This window comes from Candidatus Methylacidiphilales bacterium (assembly GCA_025056655.1).
Classification (GTDB): Bacteria; Verrucomicrobiota; Verrucomicrobiia; order Methylacidiphilales; family JANWVL01; genus JANWVL01.
The window spans coordinates 19,443-41,165 of the sequence record JANWVL010000112.1; the positions used below are offsets into that span (position 1 = coordinate 19,443).

General features: G+C 47.4%; 28 protein-coding genes and 1 pseudogene. 20 read left to right on the forward strand and 9 right to left on the reverse strand.

Features of this window, described 5'->3' with window-relative positions; all coding sequences use genetic code 11:
• Positions 1 to 11 precede the first annotated feature (11 nt).
• The 4 genes and pseudogenes from yidD to folP all read right to left on the reverse strand — a co-directional run bounded on the left by yidD (position 12) and on the right by folP (position 1,939).
• Entirely contained in the window at positions 12 to 416 is a 405-nt protein-coding gene (yidD, locus tag NZM04_07645) for a membrane protein insertion efficiency factor YidD (protein MCS7063897.1), read from the reverse strand.
• A 31-nt stretch (positions 417 to 447) separates the two neighbouring features.
• The gene (locus tag NZM04_07650) at positions 448 to 831 is read right to left on the reverse strand and encodes a ribonuclease P protein component (protein ID MCS7063898.1); all 384 of its coding nucleotides are present in this window, start codon (positions 829 to 831) and stop codon (positions 448 to 450) included.
• Positions 832 to 850: 19 nt separating this feature from the next.
• A pseudogene (gene rpmH / locus NZM04_07655) lies at positions 851 to 982 on the reverse strand (50S ribosomal protein L34).
• Between the two features lie 54 nt (positions 983 to 1,036).
• Positions 1,037 to 1,939 carry a dihydropteroate synthase gene (folP, locus tag NZM04_07660; GenBank protein MCS7063899.1) on the reverse strand — a complete coding sequence of 301 codons (903 nt, stop codon included), beginning with the start codon at positions 1,937 to 1,939 and terminating at the stop codon, positions 1,037 to 1,039.
• A 69-nt stretch (positions 1,940 to 2,008) separates the two neighbouring features.
• Between folP and NZM04_07665 the strand changes: the two genes are divergently transcribed.
• From NZM04_07665 to NZM04_07715, 11 genes are all read left to right on the forward strand, one after another.
• Entirely contained in the window at positions 2,009 to 2,983 is a 975-nt protein-coding gene (locus NZM04_07665; protein MCS7063900.1) for a TraR/DksA C4-type zinc finger protein, read from the forward strand.
• 64 nt (positions 2,984 to 3,047) lie between these two features.
• A complete protein-coding gene (gene rpsR, locus NZM04_07670; GenBank protein MCS7063901.1) occupies positions 3,048 to 3,290 on the forward strand; it encodes a 30S ribosomal protein S18 in 243 nt (80 codons plus the stop codon).
• A gap of 21 nt (positions 3,291 to 3,311) precedes the next feature.
• Positions 3,312 to 3,575, forward strand: coding sequence for a 50S ribosomal protein L28 (gene rpmB, locus NZM04_07675; protein MCS7063902.1), 264 nt, complete (start codon positions 3,312 to 3,314; stop codon positions 3,573 to 3,575).
• A 21-nt stretch (positions 3,576 to 3,596) separates the two neighbouring features.
• Positions 3,597 to 3,803 (forward strand): hypothetical protein, encoded by a 207-nt coding sequence (locus NZM04_07680; protein ID MCS7063903.1) that lies wholly within the window; start codon positions 3,597 to 3,599, stop codon positions 3,801 to 3,803.
• A 44-nt stretch (positions 3,804 to 3,847) separates the two neighbouring features.
• Positions 3,848 to 4,852: a 6-phosphofructokinase gene (locus tag NZM04_07685; GenBank protein MCS7063904.1), complete on the forward strand. Its 1,005-nt coding sequence runs from the start codon at positions 3,848 to 3,850 to the stop codon at positions 4,850 to 4,852.
• Between the two features lie 58 nt (positions 4,853 to 4,910).
• On the forward strand, positions 4,911 to 5,612 hold the full coding sequence (locus NZM04_07690; GenBank protein MCS7063905.1) for a LysM peptidoglycan-binding domain-containing protein: 702 nt from the start codon (positions 4,911 to 4,913) through the stop codon (positions 5,610 to 5,612).
• Between the two features lie 32 nt (positions 5,613 to 5,644).
• Entirely contained in the window at positions 5,645 to 6,307 is a 663-nt protein-coding gene (locus NZM04_07695; GenBank protein MCS7063906.1) for a GYF domain-containing protein, read from the forward strand.
• A gap of 78 nt (positions 6,308 to 6,385) precedes the next feature.
• Positions 6,386 to 7,189 carry a F0F1 ATP synthase subunit A gene (locus NZM04_07700; protein ID MCS7063907.1) on the forward strand — a complete coding sequence of 268 codons (804 nt, stop codon included), beginning with the start codon at positions 6,386 to 6,388 and terminating at the stop codon, positions 7,187 to 7,189.
• Positions 7,190 to 7,269: 80 nt separating this feature from the next.
• A complete protein-coding gene (locus tag NZM04_07705; GenBank protein ID MCS7063908.1) occupies positions 7,270 to 7,506 on the forward strand; it encodes an ATP synthase F0 subunit C in 237 nt (78 codons plus the stop codon).
• Between the two features lie 26 nt (positions 7,507 to 7,532).
• Positions 7,533 to 8,051, forward strand: coding sequence for a F0F1 ATP synthase subunit B (atpF, locus tag NZM04_07710; GenBank protein MCS7063909.1), 519 nt, complete (start codon positions 7,533 to 7,535; stop codon positions 8,049 to 8,051).
• 17 nt (positions 8,052 to 8,068) lie between these two features.
• Positions 8,069 to 8,626: a shikimate kinase gene (locus tag NZM04_07715; GenBank protein MCS7063910.1), complete on the forward strand. Its 558-nt coding sequence runs from the start codon at positions 8,069 to 8,071 to the stop codon at positions 8,624 to 8,626.
• Here the strand turns inward: NZM04_07715 and NZM04_07720 are convergent.
• Both NZM04_07720 and NZM04_07725 read right to left on the reverse strand, forming a co-directional pair.
• Positions 8,598 to 9,092, reverse strand: coding sequence for a DUF456 domain-containing protein (locus NZM04_07720; protein MCS7063911.1), 495 nt, complete (start codon positions 9,090 to 9,092; stop codon positions 8,598 to 8,600). The two genes, NZM04_07715 and NZM04_07720, sit on opposite strands and share 29 nt — an antisense overlap.
• A gap of 3 nt (positions 9,093 to 9,095) precedes the next feature.
• A complete protein-coding gene (locus tag NZM04_07725) occupies positions 9,096 to 9,914 on the reverse strand; it encodes an FHA domain-containing protein (GenBank protein ID MCS7063912.1) in 819 nt (272 codons plus the stop codon).
• A 140-nt stretch (positions 9,915 to 10,054) separates the two neighbouring features.
• On the opposite strand from NZM04_07725, the gene NZM04_07730 reads away from it, so the two are divergent.
• On the forward strand, positions 10,055 to 10,600 hold the full coding sequence (locus NZM04_07730; protein MCS7063913.1) for a hypothetical protein: 546 nt from the start codon (positions 10,055 to 10,057) through the stop codon (positions 10,598 to 10,600).
• Here NZM04_07730 and mqnE read toward each other — a convergent pair.
• Genes mqnE through speA form a run of 3 tightly spaced genes read right to left on the reverse strand, consistent with a single transcriptional unit; the run spans position 10,570 to position 14,445 of the window.
• Entirely contained in the window at positions 10,570 to 11,676 is a 1,107-nt protein-coding gene (mqnE, locus tag NZM04_07735) for an aminofutalosine synthase MqnE (GenBank protein ID MCS7063914.1), read from the reverse strand. The two genes, NZM04_07730 and mqnE, sit on opposite strands and share 31 nt — an antisense overlap.
• On the reverse strand, positions 11,661 to 12,503 hold the full coding sequence (gene ubiA, locus NZM04_07740; protein ID MCS7063915.1) for a putative 4-hydroxybenzoate polyprenyltransferase: 843 nt from the start codon (positions 12,501 to 12,503) through the stop codon (positions 11,661 to 11,663). The genes mqnE and ubiA overlap by 16 nt, the downstream gene beginning before the upstream one ends.
• Complete coding sequence (gene speA / locus NZM04_07745; GenBank protein MCS7063916.1) at positions 12,469 to 14,445, reverse strand: biosynthetic arginine decarboxylase; 1,977 nt, start codon at positions 14,443 to 14,445, stop codon at positions 12,469 to 12,471. The genes ubiA and speA overlap by 35 nt, the downstream gene beginning before the upstream one ends.
• Before the next feature lie 193 nt (positions 14,446 to 14,638).
• On the opposite strand from speA, the gene NZM04_07750 reads away from it, so the two are divergent.
• The 8 genes from NZM04_07750 to NZM04_07785 all read left to right on the forward strand — a co-directional run bounded on the left by NZM04_07750 (position 14,639) and on the right by NZM04_07785 (position 21,720).
• Positions 14,639 to 15,532 (forward strand): LysR family transcriptional regulator, encoded by an 894-nt coding sequence (locus NZM04_07750; GenBank protein MCS7063917.1) that lies wholly within the window; start codon positions 14,639 to 14,641, stop codon positions 15,530 to 15,532.
• A 48-nt stretch (positions 15,533 to 15,580) separates the two neighbouring features.
• The gene (locus NZM04_07755; GenBank protein MCS7063918.1) at positions 15,581 to 16,540 is read left to right on the forward strand and encodes a calcium/sodium antiporter; all 960 of its coding nucleotides are present in this window, start codon (positions 15,581 to 15,583) and stop codon (positions 16,538 to 16,540) included.
• Positions 16,541 to 16,736: 196 nt separating this feature from the next.
• Entirely contained in the window at positions 16,737 to 18,842 is a 2,106-nt protein-coding gene (locus tag NZM04_07760; GenBank protein MCS7063919.1) for a DUF4040 domain-containing protein, read from the forward strand.
• Entirely contained in the window at positions 18,839 to 19,264 is a 426-nt protein-coding gene (locus tag NZM04_07765) for a hypothetical protein (protein ID MCS7063920.1), read from the forward strand. The genes NZM04_07760 and NZM04_07765 overlap by 4 nt, the downstream gene beginning before the upstream one ends.
• Complete coding sequence (locus NZM04_07770) at positions 19,264 to 19,611, forward strand: NADH-quinone oxidoreductase subunit K (GenBank protein ID MCS7063921.1); 348 nt, start codon at positions 19,264 to 19,266, stop codon at positions 19,609 to 19,611. The genes NZM04_07765 and NZM04_07770 overlap by 1 nt, the downstream gene beginning before the upstream one ends.
• The gene (locus NZM04_07775) at positions 19,608 to 21,110 is read left to right on the forward strand and encodes a hypothetical protein (GenBank protein MCS7063922.1); all 1,503 of its coding nucleotides are present in this window, start codon (positions 19,608 to 19,610) and stop codon (positions 21,108 to 21,110) included. Before NZM04_07770 ends, NZM04_07775 begins: the two co-directional genes overlap by 4 nt.
• Positions 21,111 to 21,113: 3 nt before the next feature.
• On the forward strand, positions 21,114 to 21,437 hold the full coding sequence (locus NZM04_07780; protein MCS7063923.1) for a Na+/H+ antiporter subunit E: 324 nt from the start codon (positions 21,114 to 21,116) through the stop codon (positions 21,435 to 21,437).
• Between the two features lie 4 nt (positions 21,438 to 21,441).
• On the forward strand, positions 21,442 to 21,720 hold the full coding sequence (locus tag NZM04_07785; protein ID MCS7063924.1) for a monovalent cation/H+ antiporter complex subunit F: 279 nt from the start codon (positions 21,442 to 21,444) through the stop codon (positions 21,718 to 21,720).
• The last annotated feature ends 3 nt before the right edge of the window (positions 21,721 to 21,723 follow it).

The window sequence follows — 21,723 nt, forward strand, 5'->3', positions numbered from 1 at the left end:
GAGGGAAGCGGTTAATTTGGGACTTTGTTTTCGATTTTGTTTTGGGCTGAGATGATGCCGAGGTTTGGGGTGGAGGCAAGTTTCGTTGTGGGATTGGTGTTGAGTGTGGGGTGGGGGGATGAGTTGAGTTGTTTTCGTGGGATGAGTCGGCGTTGTGGGTTGGATTTGTGGTGGGTTTGTTTTGGGGGTGGGACGGGGTCATATCCGTAGCCGCCCCAGGGGTGGCAGCGGAGGAGTCGGCGGAGTGTGAGGTATGTGCCTTTGATGAGGCCGTGTTGTATCAGGGCTTCTTCTGCGTAGTGGGAGCAAGTTGGAAGATAGCGGCACGTGTTGGAGAATCCGAGAAGAGTCTTGATGGGGTGAGCAAGGCTTCGGTAAAGGGTGAAGAGGTTGTTCAATAAATTACGATTATGCATGGGTGGTGAGTTAGTTGGGGGTATTTTATCTTTATGTGGGCTGGAGAAAAGAAGTCATGAGTTCTTTGATCTGGCCTAGGGAGAGGGATGAAGCTGTGGGTTTAATGATCCAGAGGGTTATGGAGTTTTTGGGGTGGTGTCGTGGGATTTGACGCCAGGCTTCGCGGAACATGCGTCGAAGTCGGTTGCGGAGGACTGCTGTGGTGTTTTTTTTGGTGATCAGGAAGGCGACTTGTGTTTTGTGACGAGGGGAGGGGTGGGGAAGTAGTATGAGGGTGAAGTGAGGATGATAGATGCGGTGGCCTTGTGCGAGGGCTGTTTGGAGATGGGCGCGATGGCGTAAGATGCAGCTTCGCGGCAATCGGAGAGGTGGAAATGGGGTGGGTGTGGGATTAGGTGAGTCGGTGTTTGGCAAAGCGGCGAGAGGTATTTTTTGCGGCGAGACGTTTACGGCCGGCCCGGCGGCGGCGGGCGATGATGTCGCGGCCTTTGGCGGTTTTGAGGCGAGAGAGGAAGCCATGTTGGCGTTTGCGGCGTTTGAGAGAGGGTTGGTATGTGCGTTTCATAGGGATGTAAGTTAGGCGGAAGCCTTGTTTTCTTAGTGTGAGTGGCTTTTGTGCTCAAGTTTTTTTATCGAACAAATTGATTTTAGTGGAACCAGAGAGGGTGCGACAAATCTGGGCAGCGATCTGAGCTTGGTCTGTGTTATGAACGCGCCAGATATGGGCGGCTTTTTTTAAGGTGAGGAGGGCGTTCAAGATTTGGGTAGCCTGATCGAGTTGAGAGAGGTGTTTGGTTTTGCGTGATTGGAGGGGGATGCCCAGAATTTCGCGCAAGAAACGTTTTCTTGAGAGACCTATGAGTATGGGTCTTTTGAGAGTCTTGAGATGCTGAAGTGAGTTGAGTAGGGTGAGGTTATGCTCGGTGGTTTTTCCGAAGCCGATTCCTGGGTCTATCGCGACGCGATTAGGGTGTATGCCTAGGGAGGTAAGATGGGAAAGTTTTTTGTGGAGGTCTTGGACGACTTCTTGGACGACGTCTTGGTAGGTGGGGTTGATTTGCATGGTCTGTGGAGTGCCTTTTGAGTGGGTAAGGACGTAACCGCAGGAGGGGTGGCTGGCGATCACAGGCCATGTGTTGTCTTGGCACCAGTTGCCGCCACTGACGTCGTTGATGATGTCGGCACCGCATTCCAGCGCTTTTGCGGCAACATCCCCGTAGAATGTATCAACTGAAATAAGGCATTTGCCTTTGGCTAGGTCTACAGTTTTGCAAAGGATATGATGGATGCGCCGCCATTCTTCTTTGGCGGTGATTAGGGTAGCTCCGGGGCGCGTGGATTGCCCGCCGATGTCTATGATATCAACCTTTGCTGCGATCATGGCTTTTATGGAACGGAGGGCATGTTTTTCGTTCCAATTTCGGCCTCCGTCAGAAAAGGAGTCGGGAGTGATGTTGATGATGCCCATGATAAAGGGGCCGTTGGAGGTGTGGAGTGTGAGGGATGAGGTTGTCCACTTCATGATTTTGAATCTGAGGATTGTCGAAAAAATTTCTTGTAAAAAAACATATCGCTCCCAAGCTTTTCGACCATGCCAAAAAAGAAAAAAAGCTCGTCTGTTGTAAAAAGTTCAACGGAAACTAAGCGTTCTCGGGCGGCCCAACAAAGCATTTCAGATAAGATTGCTCAACAAGAAAAGAAAGGCGCTCAACTCAAAAGGAAAAGTGGAGTTGGCAATAAGACTAATTCCTCGGCTAGCTCGAGCACTTTGGAAGCTCAACGGTCAAGGGGTGCTCGTAAAACAACGACCGTAAAGTCGGCAGAAAAGCGGAAGCAGACAACGAAGGCTAAGGAGACGAAAAGTTCCTCTAAGGATCAAGTTAAAAAAAACACTAGATCAACTAGGAAGTCTTCACTTCAGGCACAGACGCAAGAGTTGTCTCCTTCTGCATCTAAAAAGTCATTGCCCATCCCTAAATCATTATCTCAGGAACTGAAGCCGATCAAAAGCCCAAAACCCAAGGAGGTAACTTCAATCGTCGAGTCAAAAACTCTGATACTTAAACCGACGAATCAACCTAAAAAATTTGAAGAACTCTCCCCCTTTCATCGTAAACAACTACAAAGACTAGAAGAATTACGAGACCACATACTAGACCAAATGCAGAATCAAGAGCAGATTACTAGGCAACGAGCTGAGGGAAGCGAGGCATCTGCATTTGGAATGCATCAGGCGGACGCGGGGAGTGATTCCTATGATCGGGATTTTGCCCTTTCGCTTTTATCACAGGAACAGGATGCTCTCTATGAGATAGAGGAGGCTATTAAGAGGATTTATTATGGAACTTACGGAATTTGTGAGATGTGCGGTAAGGAAATCCCTAAGGCAAGGCTTGAAGCCATACCTTACGCGCGGTTTACGGTGGAGTGTCAATCAATTATTGAGAAAGAAAACAAGGGTCGGCGCCGATGGGACTCTAATACAACTGTATTTATGGAATCTCCTGACCTAGTTGATCAGGAAAGTGAGTCGTTGACTGAAGAGGAAGAAAATCGCAGGGAATGAAAAACTTCTTGTCATATGAAGTTTTCTTAAGTTAATAAGGAATTAATGATATGGACTTAATGATATGAGTGTAAACAAGAACAAGAAAAATCTGAGGAAAGCTCCCAAACCTCGACGTGTGGCTCGAAAACGGCGTATTGATATAAATGCCGAGGCGATCGATATCCTAAACACAGAACTTCTGAAGAAATTTACGACTGAGAATGGGCGTATTTTGCCAAGGCGGGTCACAGGTATGCCGCTTAGACTTCATCGTAAACTAACTCGCGAGATAAAGCGCGCGCGCACTCTTCTATTGCTTAAATAAATATTCAACGTATTGATTGTTATGTCTAGACGATGTGAAGTAACTGGAAAGTCCCCACGCAAAGGCCACATTATCTGCCGCAGCGGTAAGGCGAAAAAGAAAGGTGGCATCGGCACGCATGTTACTGCCAACACCCCGAGAGTTTTTTTGCCTAATCTTAAAAGAAAAAGGATCTACATACCAGAAATAGGCAAAACTGTATCCTTGCGTTTATCAACACGTGCTCTCAAAACCATCACACGTAAAGGAGCCTACGCGACTCTGAAGAAAGCAGGCCTGATTTAGTAAAACGGTGATATTCGTAGTATGCCATACAGTGTAGTCAGTAGTAAAAACGGAAAAACCTTTTATCTCCACTCACGTAAACAAAAACTGCGTGGCGGACATGAAGTTACGCTATTTTTCTTCAGCCCTCAAATACAAGAGGGTGCGATTGATCATCTTCCAGAAGGTTATCAAGTTTCTGAAAACACACGCACAGGGCTTCCCATTTTGAAGAAAATAAAGGCCTGATCGCTCTCTGTTTCTGATAAGCCCTGACAACCGCCAAGAGAGCCATGCGAAGCCTAGCAGTTCTAACATCAGGGGGCGATTCTCCAGGCATGAACCCGGCTATACGCTCTATCACAAGAGCTGCTTTGCATATCGGGCTTAGAGTGTGGGGCATTAAGAACGGCTACCAAGGCTTACTCGACGATGAGTTTATCCCTTTGGACGCCCTGGTGGTAAGCGGGAAAAACCGTGAAGGTGGGACATTTCTTCAAACAGCTAGATGTGCAGCGTTTCTTAGCGAAGATAAACAACGCGAGGCTGTCGAAATTCTTCGGCGTCGCAAAATAGATGGACTTGTCGTCATCGGCGGTGATGGCTCTCTCCATGGAGCTTTAGCACTACACAACCTAGGTTTCCCGACGATAGGAATCCCCGGCACAATTGATAACGACATTTATGGCACAGATGCAGGCATCGGAGTGGATACAGCCTTAAACACGATTATTTCCCTTGTGGATATGATCAAAGCTACAGCCTCATCACACAGACGATGTTTTGTGGTTGAAGTGATGGGAAGACAATGCGGTTATCTGGCTCTGATGACTACGATTTCTACTGGTTCGCAAGTTGCTGTTATTCCCGAATTCCCATACAACTTTCCTCGGATAATTGATACTTTGGAAAAACGTTTTGCCAGTAAACACAACAACAGTGTCATCATCGTCGCAGAGGGAGTCATGAGTGGAGCAGAGTTTATGCGAAGGCTCAAAGAGGAAGCGCTTGCTATTGGCAAAACTGTGCGACAGGAACTTCGCCTTACTGTGCTCGGCCACGTCCAACGAGGAGGTAGCCCGACACACTTCGACCGTCTCCTAGCAAGTCGTATGGGAGAAATGGCTGTTCAAGCACTCATAAAAGGAGAAAGTGGAAAAATGACTGCCCTGCTTGGAAACACCATAATCCTTCAAGATTTGAAAAGCATATTAGGCCGCCCCAATCCATTGCCACCGGACGCAATTCGTGTTGCACAAAACTTGGGTATTGAAATTGGTGATGCGCCGCGGCCATGAAGTGAATGATGCCGCTGTTGCACTTGTCAATTTTACAATCAAAGAATAAACTCTTGTCATGAGTGGCATTCTCAGCATCTTACGGACACATTTGACCCGCGTTGTGGTATGTTCATTCATTACAAATTTCATTGCCTGGCAGACGTTATCATTTGCTCAGTCGGCATCCGATCCGGCTGCCAGCGAAGAAATTGAAGCTGCACGTCTGCGTCTACTCAAAGCAATAGATGAGATTGAAAACGTAAAGCTCAGCGACGAATCCCAACGAATCCAACTCGAGTCTCTTTACAAGGAAATACAACAACTGAAGGAAGAAAATCGCCGTCTTCGCTCCGATCTCAACGAACAACAAGCATTAATCCAGAAGCTCCGAGCCGATTTAGAACGGTCGGAAAAATCTCTCAATGCTCAACGGGAAGTCCTTGTAAATGAAGTAAGCCGGCTTTCTGTCGAAGCACAAAAAAAGAATAAACCTTCCCAAAAAAGTTCAAAACACACAACCCGAGCAGTTTCCACGGACGAAGAATCTCTCCCTGAAGATTATCATCACGCCGACTCACAAAGACAATCTGGCCGTGAATATTACGTTCATGAAGTCAAAAAAGGACAGACCCTATTTAGCATTGTCCAGGCCTATCGTCAGCAAGGGGCTACCGATGCAACGCTTGAAGAAGTTCTCGAGGAAAATAACCTTAAAAAAACAGATACCCTCGTAGCAGGTCAAAAAATCTACATTCCCAAGGCACCATCCAAACGCTAAACTTTTATTAATAACAAGGAGGATATCCAATAATGAAGGAACCAACACTACCACTCGAAGGAATCACTGACACCGCGCGTAATCAAGACGTATGGCGTTTGCGTAAAGGCAGTGACGGCCCGATCTATGGTCCAGTTAGCAAAGAGGAAATACGGAATTGGGCACAAAATTCCCAGATTGCTCCTGAAGACTATGTTGATCAAAACGACGACAACTGGAAGCCAGCACATGAGTATGCATTTCTTGAAATGGATTGGGAAGTTCAAATAGATCCTCCACACTTTTACGGTCCAACCACAATAGGAGCCATCGAGGAATTCTATCGTGAGGGACTGATCAAAGACGAGACGATTGTTAAGAATTTGAAGACCCATACGGTAAAAACGGTGGCTGAGCTTTTTGATAAATCCATACCTCTTCCAGATACATATTCAAAAAGCCATCAGCCTACGATGCACTATCAATCGGAGAGGGTATCTAACGAAGAACCTGTTCATGCCCGGCCTGTTGCCAGCGATGATGCAATGACGGGTCTTCCGATTCACAATCCTAAAGATCAACAAATTCGCCAACTCGAGCAAGAGCTTCGGTTCCTCAAGAAAGATTATGACGAGTTGCTAGCCAAGTATCGTAAGCTCAATCAACAATTCATAGAGGAACGCAATAAAAATACACGCCATGCAGAGTCCTACTAAACTCTGCTCATTCCTCGCTAAAAAATCTCAGATGGAAATGATTGACCGGCTGTATCGCCTCCTCTATACAGCCTGCTTATGTTTCTTCTAGCTTCAGCACCAGACAAAGGACCTGTTCTCTCTCCCGGTGCACCCACGCTTTTTGAAATCGGTCCTATCCCCATCACCAATTCCATGCTTTACACGTGGGTCGTCGCAGCAGTCATCATTTTCGTGATTCGTCTTGGCACCCGAAACTTATCTGAAATTCCCACCAATCGTTGGCAAAATCTACTCGAGCTAGTCATAGACGGGCTTCGCAACTTGATGAATTCAATGCTCGAGCCCAAAGTTGTCCGATGGGTCTATCCACTCATAGCAAGCTACTTTATATTTATCCTTATGTCTAACCTGATGGGACTGTTGCCCGGAGTCGGAAGCATAAAATACAATCACCAGCCTATATTTCGCCCACCTACCGCGGATGCAAACATGACTATCGCGCTCTCTGCTATATTCTTCTTCATGAGTTTGTGGTGGGCTCTAAAATACAACGGGGTCCTGGGACTTTTTCAACACATCTTTGGCGTAAAGGCCCCCACAAAAGGCCTGATGTATCTCTTCATGTCTTTAATCTTTTTCGGAGTGGGACTGATAGAAGTGGTTTCGTTAATCATTCGCCCTGTTGCACTCTCCATGCGTCTCTACGGAAACATTTACGGCGGGGAAAGCGTGCTCACGGTCATGCTTGGAATAGGAGGGGGCCTGATAGCTCTCCCGTTTTACTTTTTAGAAATTATTGTCGCTATCGTGCAAGCGGTAGTATTCACAATGCTTTGCATTGCGTTTGTAGGCACTCTATGCTCGCATAGCGATTCTCATCACCAAGAGGCTCATGCATAGGATGTAGAGAAATCCCTTTGCCTCGCTGGATCGTGCCAAAGAGCGCGAGAGCGAGACAAAACAACCCAAACTACCAAAATATGAACCCAACATTAATCGCTGAAGCAATCAGCCAAATCAGTATCAACGGTAACCAAATTGCTGCGGGAATGGTCGGGCTTGGAGCCGCTTTCGGAGTTGCAATGGTGGCGGCTAAAGCTGCAGAATCCATTGGTCGCAATCCAGGAGCGTTCGGCAATATCTTTATCGTCGGACTCCTCGGAATGGCCTTTGTAGAAGGCCTAGCCATTCTGGCCTTCTTCCTATTAAGCAAATAACCCTCCTTACTCCAAGCCTCCCCATTATGGACGCCATCGCAGAGATTCTCCAGAGGTTAGAGGTTAACTGGCCTAAACTCATAGCCCAAGCGGTGAATTTTGGGCTAGTGCTGCTAATCCTTTGGCATTTTGCATTCCGCAAAATCATTCGACTTCTCGATGAGCGCCAACAAAAAATTGCTGAATCCGTTCGCAATGCCGAACGGATTCAGCAAGAATTAGCTCAAGCCGAGCAGCAGCGTAAAGACATCCTTTCCCGAGCGAACGAACAAGCCAACGCCCTCATCGCCGAAGCTATGAAGACAGCTGAAGCTCAGTCTCAACGCAAAATCCAAGAGGCCATACGATCTGCAGAGATCCTCATTCAAAAAGCCAAAGAAGCCATTGAGCTCGACCGGCAAAAAATGATGACTGAGCTAAAAGCAGAGATCGCGCGCCTAGTCGTTCAGACCACCGCCAAAGTCGTCTCTATCACCCTCACCGAAGATGATCATCGTCGCTTACGAGAAGAAGCAGCTCGGCAGTTAGCCGAAACACTGCGCTAGCTCAAACTTTCACTTTAGTGAATAACCCTACTCCTGATACCCCTCGCCATATCGCTCTGGTAGGCATGATGGGTTCTGGAAAGACAACTGTAGGACGTTACCTAGCCAAATTAATCCACTGGCCGTATCACGACATCGATCACATCATAGAGAGAGAGACTGGGCAATCTATCGCTGAGATCTTCGATACCATGGGGGAGGCCTTTTTCCGCAGACACGAGCTTGAGGTAATTGAGCGACTGCCAGGTTCAGAACTCAGTGTCGTATCAACTGGAGGCGGCCTATTCATTCAAGAACGGCCGCGTGAAATTTTACTCACCCACGCCTACTGCATATACTTACAAGCCTCTCCACAGGTGCTCTGGGAACGAGTGCGTTTCTCAGAAAATCGTCCACTTCTACAAAAACCAGACCCCCAAAAAATTCTCGCTGATCTGCTTTCTAAACGTGATCCGATCTATCGTCTTGCCCACTACACTCTCAACATCGAAGGAAAAACCATCGAAGCGATTGCTCAGGAAATCGTGACTCATCTCCCCTTCAAAATCACGATCCCGCCCAGTAATCAGCAATAAAAATAAGCCCGAGCGTTACAGCAGCAGCTAGCTTGATTGCCGTGAGGATTAAAAACGATCCTCCAGCGCCGATGCCAACTTTAAAGGATTCAGGCAAGGAATTTCTTCCTGCCAAAAGTTCACCCCCGATAGCACCGATCATCGGTCCAAAGATAATTCCAATAGGAAAGAAGAAAACCCCGATAATCCCTCCTACCAACGCGCCCAGCATTCCCCACCGCGTGCCCCCGAAAAGCTTAGCTCCAAGCATCCCAGCAAAAAATTCAGCGACCCATAATCCTATCCACGCGACCGCCGCCGCCACAACTAGAATGTTCTCAATCCTGTCAGGCTGGAGCAGCTTCACAGCAGCGATCACAAAGAAAATCAACCCCAACCCAGGAATCATCGGCAAAAGTGTGCCAAGTATCCCTACACTGACTCCCAAGACGGCACATGCGAAAGTGAACCACGTCTCGTTGAGCATACCTCAACGCACGCAGACACCGCTGTAACCGGTTCCAAACTTTGAAAGCCGACCTCGTGCCGTGAGCCTTAGCTCCTCATTGCGACAATATTGCATCAAAAAGGTTGGTGTGGATACATGGATCGTGCGCTTGGGAAAGTCGGTCTCGTGATAGAAAAAATAAGGCAACCCCGGCTCATGACGCGGCATCGTAATCAGGGCCGACAAAAGCCCCATATTCTCTACATGAATCAATTCCCCAGCCATGAAATAAAGCACCGGTCCGATCTTATTTTCCGGCTGGAGCAACATCACACCACTGAGTTTTTCATCATGGATAAATTGTATAATCCGAAACAGCGGCAAATCCGCCAACACACCCGAAAAACGCAACCGCCGGTGTGTGGCATAGTGCGAACTCGGATTCAAGATGCGAATTGTCGTACGAAAATTAGAGAACGTCGGCCGCTCCCGACAAAGCTGAAGTTCATGCGACACAATGCAAAACATCTCCCCAAAATTCAGCACCTGATGATGCACCCGTTGGCCATCAATGTAAGTGCCGTGCGTGCTCGCTAAATCCACTAGGATCACCTCATTACCACTGTGCTTGAGCACTGCATGCTCGCGGCTCACGCGGTGATCATCGAAAACGATATCGTTGACTTCCAATCGCCCTATCCGAGCCGATGTAAACGGTTTCAACTCATATACCCGCACGCCATCAATCAAAAGCCACACCGAGTCCAGCGTTTTCTTTGGTATTTTTGATGACTCCTCAGATGCGAAATCGACGTCACCGGGTTGCTCAACTTCAGTGGAAGATAACTTCTGGGCGGACATAAAAATCACTCGAATTATTACACTACACTGCAGAAAATCAAGCAAAAATCACTCATACAAGCAATTTTGTTAAATTTCGTTGACAATACAACCGATAGTTTTATCTCTGCACTGCCCTTAATCGTGCTAATCGTTTTGCAATGTCAGCACTGTCTCCTTTCATAGATTGGCAAATCCAACCCCGCTCTCGTCGTTGTGCACTGACCCATAATCCTTTTCAGGAAGGAGAAATAGTTTACTCAATTCTCGCCCGAGCATCAGCAAAAGAGAATTGGCATCGGCTCGATTATTCCGCGCAGGCATGGTCTCAACGCCCGTCTAACCTCGAAATCCTATGCCAATGGCAATCTCGCTACAAACTACCCCAAGAGCCTAAACCTGCTCCTTCATCGACAAATGGAGACCCTGAGGCCCTTGCGCGTTCGTTGTTATTATCCAAAGACCCCAACGATTACCCACTTTGCACACTTCTGGCTTTAATGTTGGAAAGAAAACGAAAGCTGAAATTTCTCTCTCGACAGCAGGATGAAAAAGGCTCCTGGCTACTCTATGAGCATGTAGCAAGTGGTGAGACGTGGCTCATCCCTGAGGTGATCCCTCAAGAATCTGACTACCCCAAGCTCGAGATGGAAATTCGAAAACGCCTTTCAGTTTCTCAACCCGGCACTTCGACTTCGACGGGTTGATACCACGTATCCCTCCGCACAGGCCTAAAACCAGCTTCCAGAATTGCTTGGCGCAACTCTTCCGCGGTCTGCTCCTGTGGCGTCCTAGCACCGGCCATGTGAAAGATCCGCTCGACCGTTATCGTGCCATGCAAATCATCTGCGCCATAATAGAGAGCGATCTGTGCCAACGGCAATCCTAAGCTGATCCAGTAAGCTGTGATGTGGCGGATATTGTCGAGATATAGGCGAGCCACGGCAATATTCCGCAAATCTTCGACTGCAGTGCATCGTTTGATGTGTGAAAGAGCGTTATTTTCGGATTCAAACGCAAAAGGTATGAATGCCGTAAAGCCTCCTGTCTCGTCTTGCAAGTCACGCAGCCGCCGTAAATGATCAACACGATGCTGCAGGGTCTCCACATGCCCGTATAGCATTGTGCATGTGCTTCGGCCTCCCATTTGATGCCAAAGCCGATGCACCTCCAGCCACTCCTCTGCACTCTCTTTTCCTCTACAAATCTGATCACGCACTGTTGCATCAAAAATTTCTGCTCCACCTCCTGTTAATGAACCTAAGCCACAATCTTTTAATTCGCTCAGGACTTCGCTCACCGGTTTTCGAGCAATGCGATCTGCAAGATGTCGGATTTCGATCGCTGTAAAGGCCTTGATCCACATCTCTGGACAACTGGCTTTTATCCCGCGAATCATCTTCGTATAGTAATCCCAAGGCAAGTTTGGGTGTAATCCTCCGACAATGTGCACTTCGCGGACCCCGTGTTCATAAGCCTCGCGAGCTTGTTGAATAATTTCCTCAATTTCAAAAGTGAAAGCTCCTGGAGCATTTTTCTTCCGTGCAAATGCACAAAACTGGCAGGACAAAATGCATACATTCGAATAGTTGATGTAGCGATTCAGCACATAAGTCGCTGAGTCACCATTCAGACGGCGGCGTGCTATCGTAGCGAGATAGCTCAGCGCAGGAAGGTTGGGACAACGATAGAGTTTCAATGCGTCTTCCTCACTAAGCCGAGATCCTTCAAGGACTTTCCAGTAGATTTCATGAAGGCCGATTTGCTTCAAGAGAGAATCCATACTTCAAGGATTGTCGCCGCGAGAAACAGGTGGCTGATGATGATGTTGCAGTAGAAAAAAGCGCGTTGGATAGATGCTGGCGTTCTGTTTTGTGCCCAATAATGCTGAGCGATGAGCACTATCCCTACTGCAGTCCATATCCCATAATATGCTTCATGAAAATCGCCGTTCAACCCGACCAGTAACCCAATCAGCCATGCCATTAGATGCAAAACTCGCGCAATCCATAGACTCCTCTGCCAGCCGAACCGTGCCGGTATGGAATGCAGTTTCAAAGCTCGATCACTCTCGATATCCTGGGTGGCGTAGATAATATCAAAACCAGCAACCCAGAAGATCACTGTTGCTCCGATCAGCCATGGAAGCGGATCCCACGCATGCCCTTCGACTGCAATCCACGCGCCGATCGGCGCGCAAGACAATGCTAAACCAAGAACGAGATGACTCGCAGATGAAAAACGTTTCATCAACGAGTAGACACAAAAAATCATCACAGCCAGTGGACTTAGCACAAAGCAAAGTAGGTTAATTGCCGCAGCACAAGCGATAAAAAGAACGACACTGACGCTGAAGAGGACTGCAAGTTGTCTTCGCGTAGCAAGCTTTGCTCGATTAGCTGTTCGGGGATTGGCTTGATCTAGATGCCAATCGGCCCAACGGTTGAAAGCCATGGCCGCAGTGCGCGCAAAAATCATGCACAGCACAATCCACAGGCCGACCCAGCCCCTAGGCCATCCGCCACTTGCCAAGAGCATTGATGATAAAGCGAAAGGAAGAGCAAAAAGAGAGTGACTAAATTTTATCAGAGTTAAAAGTCGAAGAATCACAGTGAAAACGTAGATATGTGTTGTCTTGAAGGCCTTTCTCGTAGGCTTCTAAAAGCTTCATACCTTCATTCGGGCGTAGATGGTCTTCTTTAATCAGCTTGTCAATTTGCTCTTTCATTTCACGAACCAAAAAACTGCTATCGTATTGCACATCTTCTAAGACTTTCGCAATGGTGGCAGCGGGGATGGTTTCCTCGATGTAGTAGCCCTCCGGCTCGTCTTCATCTAGGAAAATGTGAGCTTCATTCACACGCCCGAAGAGGTTATGCATATCACCCATTATGTCCTGATATGCACCCATGAGAAAGATACCAAGGTAGTAAGGTTTGCCCTGTGGATGATGAAGAGCGAGTGTAGGATTAACTTTATCTTCGCCAGAGACAAATCGAGAAATTCTCCCATCCGAGTCGCAGGTGATGTCCACTAATGTGCCTCGATAGCTTGTCGGCTCAGAAAGACGATGAATAGGGACTATGGGGAAGAGTTGGCCAAGCCCCCAATGATCGATCAATGATTGAAAAATAGAAAAATTGCATAGAAACTGTGCTGCTAGGGAGGCGCGGAGTGCCTTCACTTCATCTGGCACGGTTTTTGCTTGATCGTAGGAGCGGACAATTGCTTCGGCTAACAACCAATAGAGAGTCTCGATGGCTGCCTTCTCGTGGAGATCAATAATGCCAACATTAAACCGCGACTCTACGTCCTCCTTGATCTCATTTGCATTATGAAAATATTCGCGACGATTCTTTTTATTCAATGTCGAAAGCATAGAGCGCAACTCGCGAACGTATTTTTCCACTGTTGAAGAATTCTGCCCTCTCTGAATCTCATCAATTTGAATAATGTCGCTTGTGCGGGTCCTGGTTTTTTCGATAAATCCAAATACATCTAAAATCAAAACTGAGTGATGAGCGACTGCTGCGCGACCGCTCTCACTCACGATGTCGGGAACGCTAACGCCCTCCTCAGCGCAAATGTCTCTGATGTGGCTCACGACCGACCGCGCATATTCCTGCAAGGTGTAGTTCGTGCTATTCTCAGTCATCGAACGCGAACCATCGTAATCGATGCCTAATCCTCCTCCGACGTCGAGGTAATTTAATTTATCGAAACCTAACTTTCGGATTTTCGCGTAATAACGAGCGCCTTCTCGGACTGCTTTGCGTAGGATTGAAATGTCGGGCACCTGTGAGCCAATATGAAAATGCAGTAATCGAAAATTGTCTCTCATGCCGTGATTTTCCAATAGTCGGCAGGCCTCTAGAACGTCAGCAGTTGAAAGTCCGAACTTAGCATCTTCTCCGCCGCTTAAAGCCCATTTACCGGCGCCTCGAGTTGTAAGACGGACTCGGATTCCAATCATCGGATTGACCTGCATCGCTTCGCTCAAGGGGATTATCGTCAATAGCTCTTCTAGTTTCTCAACTACAAGAATCACTTTCTTGCCCAATTTACGGCCAAGGAGAGCCATGCGGATGAAAGCTTCATCTTTATAGCCGTTGCATATTAAAAGGCTTTCTGGATCACGATGTAAGGCCAGGGCAGCAAAAAGCTCAGGCTTACTTCCGACTTCTAAGCCAAAATGATATTCGGCGCCTGCGCTGATAACTTCCTCGACCACTTCCCGAAGTTGGTTGACTTTAATTGGAAATACGCCGCGATACTGCCCAGCGTAATTTAGTTCTTGTATCGCTAGCCGAAAGGCCTCGTTGATTTGTTGAACTCGGTGTCTCAGTATGTCTTGAAAACGAACTAACATCGGCAGCGATAATCCTAAATCCAGCGCTTCGTTAACGATCTTATACAGGTCCAGCTCACGGCTTCCTGGTCCGAGAGGGCTGACTACAATGTGTCCCTCTGCGTTTACGTGGAAATAGCCTGCTCCCCACATTTCAAGTGCATATTCCTGCTGTGTGCGGCGAACGATCTCTTCATGAGGCATACTATTGCTCGTCGTGAGATTTGCGGCAGTGGGAGCGCTAGCTTGAGCCATTTGCACGGAATATAAGTAAGCCGCCATGAATGGCAATCTTCGTAATGAAGTTCTGGATTATAATTTAAGTTAAAAATAAATAATCCTTGCATTAGCTAATCTAATGTTCATTTTTTTTGAGTAGAGGGTCCTGTCCGAAGCTATGCAAATTGAAGCCTGCAAAATTTTTCGAGACCTGGTTGATACAAAAAGCTTCAGTAAGGCTGCCGCGCATAATTCGATTACGCAGTCAGCCGTGAGCCAGCAGTTGCGCGCTCTAGAAGCGCGTTTCCAAGTGCCTCTGCTCGAACGGTCGAGCAAACGATTTGCATTGACTCGTGAGGGTGAGCTTTTCTACCAAGCTGCGCGTAGAATTATCAAGGAATATACAGATTTTTGTAATGTCCTGTCAGAGCTTCGTAAAGTCGTGTCAGGTTCGCTTCGTGTGGCTACCGTTTACAGTATCGGGCTTCACGAACTGCCGCCATATTTGAAAAAATTCTTGCGCGAGTATCCTCAAGTAAAGGTGCATGTCGAATATCGGCGTTCCAATCAAGTGTATGATGATGTATTAGAGGGAGCCAGCGATATCGGCCTTGTCGCTTATCCGACAGGCAGAAAATCTCTCAAAATTGAGCCGTTTAGAGAAGATCGTCTGGTCGTCATTTGTGCTCCCCAGCATCCTCTTTCAAAACATCAAGAGATTACATTAAGTGCCTTGAGACCCTATAAACTTATTGGCTTTGAACCCGACATCCCGACACGTCGTGCCGTGGACAAGATCCTACGGGCCGAGAACATTGAAATCCAGACCGTAATGGAATTTGATAACATCGAGACGGTCAAGCGCGCCGTTGAGATAGATGCAGGCATTGCTATTGTGCCGCGCGCGACAGTTGAACAAGAGGCTAAAAACGGCACGTTGCACATCATTGAATTCAAAGGTAAGCCCTATTATCGACCGCTGGGTATAATTTATCTTTCAGGTCGAGTCTTATCTCCTGCGATGCGTAAGTTTATTGAGACTTTGCAAGGGCCTGCTCCAGTGGATATGTGAACGACTCATCATTGCCTTAGCGGATGAAGCTGCTAACTTGCGGCCTTCATGAGCGATGTCGTTATCTCAACCTTTTACATATTTCTAGGGCTCTTTTTTCTTTATCTTGGTGGGGAAGGATTGATACGCGGAAGTAGTGCTTTGGCATTCCGCCTTGGTCTCTCGTCTCTGGTGATTGGATTAACAGTAGTAGCCTTTGGCACAAGTGCTCCGGAGCTCTTTGTCAGCGTGCAAGCAGCCTTAGAGGGGAATGAAAACATCGCAGCGGGTAACGTCGTAGGGTCGAATATTTTTAACATCGCTTTTATTTTGAGTATCACTGCTTTGATCCATCCGCTGCGGATACAGTTGCAACTTCTACGTTTCGATGTGCCGATCCTTGTTGGAGTCACTATACTCTTTCTGGGTCTTTTTGGAGATCGAGGCATTTCACGATGGGAAGCTATGATTTTGTTTTTAGGGATCGTTATTTACACGGTGGTTGTTATTCGAATGGCAAAACGCGAAGAAGACAAAAAAGAGATTGTTAAAGAATTTGAAGAAGGCCTTGAAAAACCAGTAGGCACCATATGGCTAGACATCGGCTACGTCATAGGAGGATTGGCGCTTTTGGTGGGGGGATCGCATTTTTTAATTAATGGAGCGTCCTCTGTTGCTCGTTATTTTGGTGTATCAGAAGCAGTGATTGGTTTAACAATCGTGGCTGCCGGAACGAGTCTTCCTGAGATGGCAACTAATGTGGTGGCTGCATTAAAAAAGGAGCCAGACATTGCGCTTGGGAACATTGTGGGTTCCAACATCTTCAACATCCTCGCAATCATGGGAATTGCCGGCTTGGTAGTCCCGTTTCGTGCATCGGAAATTACAATTTTCGATCTCACGACTATGCTCGTTTTTGCAATAGCGCTTTTAGCAATTGTGCTTTCTGGCAAGGAAATCAACCGCTGGAAAGGTAGCCTTTTGCTCTGCGGATACGCTGTCTACCTCTACTATATATGGCCGAAGTAAGATCATCATGCTGATTTTCATAGCGCTCATTTTCTGTGGTGCTTTTGTGTCTCCATGGGTCTACAGAGTTTGTAGAAAGTGCACAGGGCATCTTCTGGCTCTGATTCCCGCTACACTGTTTTTTTATCTTCTCAGTCTACTTCCCCAAATTAGCGCGAGGCAGGTCCTTATTGAAAGTTACCCATGGGCACCAACCTTGGGTCTTAACCTATGTTTCCGCGTGGATGGATTGAGCTATCTTCTGCTTCTTATCGTCAGTGGAATCGGCATGCTTATCGTTTTATACGGTGGAGGCTACCTCAAAAATCATCATCATGAAGATCGCTTCTACGCCTTCATTCTTCTCTTCATGGGATCAATGCTTGGAGTAGTCTGCGCCGATAATCTCTATCTCTTATTCATTTTCTGGGAGATGACGAGTCTAAGCTCCTATCTCCTTATCGGATTTAATCATGAGAGAAAAGAAGCCCGGCAAGCTGCATTACAAGCTCTTCTGATTACGGGTCTAGGCGGTCTAGCTTTATTGGCGGCTATCATCATCATTGAGGTGCGGACGGGCGTTGTCACAATCACGGATCTTTTGAATTATCCCTCATCTCTTACCCAAGATTCATACTACCCATACCTATTAGCCTTAGTTCTAGTCGCTGCTTTTACAAAATCAGCTCAGTTTCCTTTTCATTTCTGGCTTCCATCAGCGATGGCTGCACCGACTCCCGTCAGCGCCTACCTTCATTCTGCTACAATGGTTAAAGCGGGAGTATTTCTTCTAGCACGGCTTTATCCTGTCCTCTCAGGCTCTCTCGCATGGAAGTATAGTCTCACGATATTTGGTGGTTTCACAATGCTGCTTGGTGCTTTCTCGGCCTTGAAGCAGACCGATCTCAAAAAACTGCTCGCCTATTCCACGGTTAGCACACTCGGGACTCTAATTCTTCTTTTAGGGGTGGGCAACACACTTGCATTAAAAGCTGCCGTGCTCTTTCTTCTTGTTCATGCCTTGTATAAAGGGGCTCTGTTTATGGTCGCCGGCACAATCGACCATGAGACAGGCACCCGTAATGTCCACTACCTCGGTGGATTGGGGAGAAAAATGCCGATTACAGCAACAGCGAGTTTTCTAGCAGCTTTTTCTATGGCTGGCATACCTCCTTTTCAAGGGTTCATCAGCAAGGAGATCATCTATGAAGCTAATCTTCAAAGTGGCGCCTATGCTCTTTGGTTAGTGATTGCAGGTGTGTTGACATTTAGTTGTATGATTGCAGTAGCCTTTATTTGCGGATTGCGTCCTTTCATCAGTCGGCACCTCATCACGCCTAAAATTCCCCATGAGGCGCCTTATTCATTATGGCTTGGGCCATTGATTCTTTCTGTTTTAGGTTTGATATTTGGGCTATGGCCACAGTGGATAGACGATTCCCTCTCTTCAGCCGTCACGCATCTTTCAGGCATTCCACACACAGTAAAGCTTTCCCTTTGGCATGGCCTCAATCTTTCCCTTGGGCTTAGCCTGCTCACCCTTCTCATCGGATTTACAATTTACAAAATGCGCCACCGCCTTCGTTCTTGGCATCTTCCTCGCTCGCTATTTCACTACATTACTCCAGCCCATCTCTATGAAGTGATTTTGCACTACATGCTTAGAGTAGCAGAAAGCCTGACCGCCATTATCCAACACGGCTTACTTCGGCGTTATTTGATGGTGTTCGTCTCCATCTTACTTGCGGGGCAATTATGGGCAAATTTCACAGCACAGACCTTCACCTTACCATGGACTGGGACACATTCGATAGCATGGGGCGAATTCATTCTTATCGCCCTCATGCTGCAGGCCGCTCTTGCAGCTTGTGTTCTGCAATCCCGACTGATGGTTGTAATTGCCCTAGGATTTATCGGTTACGGCGTAGCTTTGATATATGCCTTTTACGGGGCTCCAGATCTGGCCATTACGCAAGTTTTAGTTGAAACATTGACCCTCGTTTTGCTTCTGATTTTGCTCTCCAAAGTCTCCCCGTTTACTCAGAAATCTAGCACATATCAAAAGATGCGCGACGCAATCACTGCATTGACCGTAGGCATCATCGTCGCTTTTACGGTCAATCAAGCGCTCCAACTGCAAACGTATCCTTCGATCTCCAAATGGTTCTCAGAAAATAGCCTACTTGCTAAAGGGCATAACGTAGTAAACGTCATCATCGTAGATTTTCGAGCACTCGACACTTTGGGTGAAATCACGGTCCTAGTCCTCGCCGCGATTGGCGTTGTTGCGCTGCTCAAAAAAACTACTTCCACTACCTCATGAACTCAGATCTCTTTCGCATCTCGCTTCGCTGGGTCATGCCCTTACAACTCCTTCTCTCCATCATTCTTCTTCTTCGCGGGCACAACGAGCCTGGTGGAGGCTTTATCGGCGGCCTTCTAGCCGGATGCGCTTTTCTGATCTATGCCATGGCTTATTCCCCGGAAAAAGCGCGAGCCTTGCTTCGCATAGATCCGATTCTTTACATGACGCTCGGACTCGCTGTAGCTGCCCTCAGTGGCGCACTGGCTTGGGCGCAATCACAGCCTTACTTTACTGGGCTTTGGCTCGACCTCAGCATCCCGACTATTGTTGTTGGTCATTTGAAAATCGGCACTCCACTGGTTTTTGACATTGGAGTCTATCTCGTTGTCTTAGGAGTCAGCACAAATCTTGTTTTTCATTTCTGGGAGGCTCAGAACTGATGGAAACTTACTACGCTATACTCATCGGCGGCCTTTTCGCCGCTGCGACTTACCTCATTCTTCGACGAAGTCTGCTCAAAATCATACTTGGCCTCATTCTTTTGAGCCAGACGGCTAACGTGATCGTTTTTGTTTCCCCCGGACTCATCCGTGCGACCGCACCACTCATTGCTGAAGGAGAGGCTCAACCTCCCACTCCTCACGCCGATCCTCTTCCTCAAGCGCTGATTCTCACTGCTATCGTAATTGGCTTTGGTGTGGTGGCGTTTGCCATGGCCTTAGTTTACCGAACACAAAAAGAATTCACCACTGACGACGCCGATCAGATAAAGGAGTGCGACTCATGACCGATCTACTGATAGCTCTGCCCCTTCTGATTCCGTTGACGATCTTTGTCTTACAAATTCTACTAAGAGAACGTCCACAGTTGGTCGACCTCATTTCCTTATTAGGTAGCGGTGCGCTGTTGCTCACGTGCATCCTGCTCGCGTCAAGGGTCTTCTCCGATGGCGCACAATTTATGCAACTCGGCGCATGGAAAGCGCCTTTCGGTATTACCTTTGTTGCAGATCCTTTATCGGTAACGATGCTGACGGTAAGCAACCTCATCGTTTTTGTGATCGCAATTTATCGGCTTGGAGACTCTCCCGATGAAAGACGATCACCGTATGCTCCAGCTTTAACCCAAGGCCTTATCTTTGGTGTGAACGGTGCATTTTTGACGGGTGACCTATTCAATCTTTTCGTCTGGTTTGAAGTCATGCTCATGGCTTCTTTCGCCCTTTGTGCCCTAGGAAGCAAACGTTCACAGCGTGAGGCAGCTCTCAAATATCTCGTTCTCAATTTTCTCTCCTCTGCTTTTTTCCTGATTGGAGTCGGTCTTCTCTATGCGCAAATAGGCACGTTAAATATGGCAGATCTCGTTGAAAAAATACGACAACTCCCTGCCTCCAACTCTCTACTTCCGCCCGCGTTCTTTCTCTTTGTGGCATTTTCGATCAAGACGGCTCTTTTCCCTCTATTCTCCTGGCTCCCGGCAAGTTATCCCACCTTGCCCGATGCGCTTGGAGCCCTATTCGGTGGCCTATTAACCAAAGTCGGTGTGTATGTTTTTTATCGAGTCTTCGGCATGATTATTCCTTTGCACGAGCTTGCGCTTGACGACCTCTTACTTTGGATCTCTGTAGCGACGATGGTGATCGGTGTTCTCGGCGCTGCAGCACATTATGAAATGCGAAAAATACTCTCTGTGCACATCGTCAGCCAAGTCGGCTATATGACCTTAGCGCTCGCGTGGGGCACGCCTACAGCACTTACTGCGGGCATCCTCTACACCCTTCACAACATGATTGTGAAAACAAACCTTTTTCTTGTTTGCGGCACCGTGCGGCAAACAAAAGGCACGGCTGAACTTAAGCTTCTCGGCGGCATATACGCTCAACTGCCGTTTATCTCTGTCCTATTTGCACTCTCAGCTTTCTCCCTAGCTGGGTTGCCGCCCCTTTCCGGATTTTTTGCTAAATTTACCCTGATCCGCGCTGGATTAAGCATTGAAGCCTATCTAACGACTACGGCTGCAATGCTCGTCGGAGTCTTAACCCTCTTCTCTATGACGAAAATTTGGGCAGAGGTCTTCTGGAAAAATCCCACAACTCAAGGCCCCAGCACAGAGAAAAAACAAACCCCCATCTTCCATCGCCTCGCAATCAGCTTGCTGACACTTGCAATGCTCTCCTTCACGTTGCTTCCGCATTCCATTTGGAATATGTGCGAACGCGCCGCCGAATCGCTAATTCACCCTCGCTCTTACTCCAAACCTATCCTTACTTCTCACGACCGACTTTGATTTATGAAAATTCTTCTAAGCCTCAATTTTCTCCTCTTCTATCTTCAAGAATTTCTCCTCTCGAATCTGCGCGTTGCAAAAGATGTGCTTTCGCCACATCCACAGATCGCCCCAGATTTCATCGAGCTCCCGCTTGATTTGCAAAACGACGTAGCAATATTCCTCCTCGCAAACCTCATCACCATGACGCCAGGCACCCTCACCGTTGATTTATCCGAAGATAAAAAAACACTCCTGATCCACTCCATTTATGTTCACGACCCCGTCGCACTAAAATTAGATCTCAAGCAGAACTTCGAACGCCGCATAGCGCGGCTTTTTACCTAGTTTCATGCCTACCACACTATTTTTTCTTTTAATGACCCTTTTCGGAATAGGTTTAATTCTTGCCGTCCTCCGGCTTTCGCTAGGCCCGATTTTAGCGGATCGCGTGGTGGCTCTCGATCTCATAGGCATCATCGTGGCAGGCATGTTATGTCTCTATGGAGTCTATCACCAAAACGCGGTGTATCTTGATATCGTCGTAGTTATCGCAATGATCCTTTTTTTTAGCACGGTTGCATTTGCAGCTTACATCGAGAAACAAAAAACAACAGACAAGGAACACTAAGCC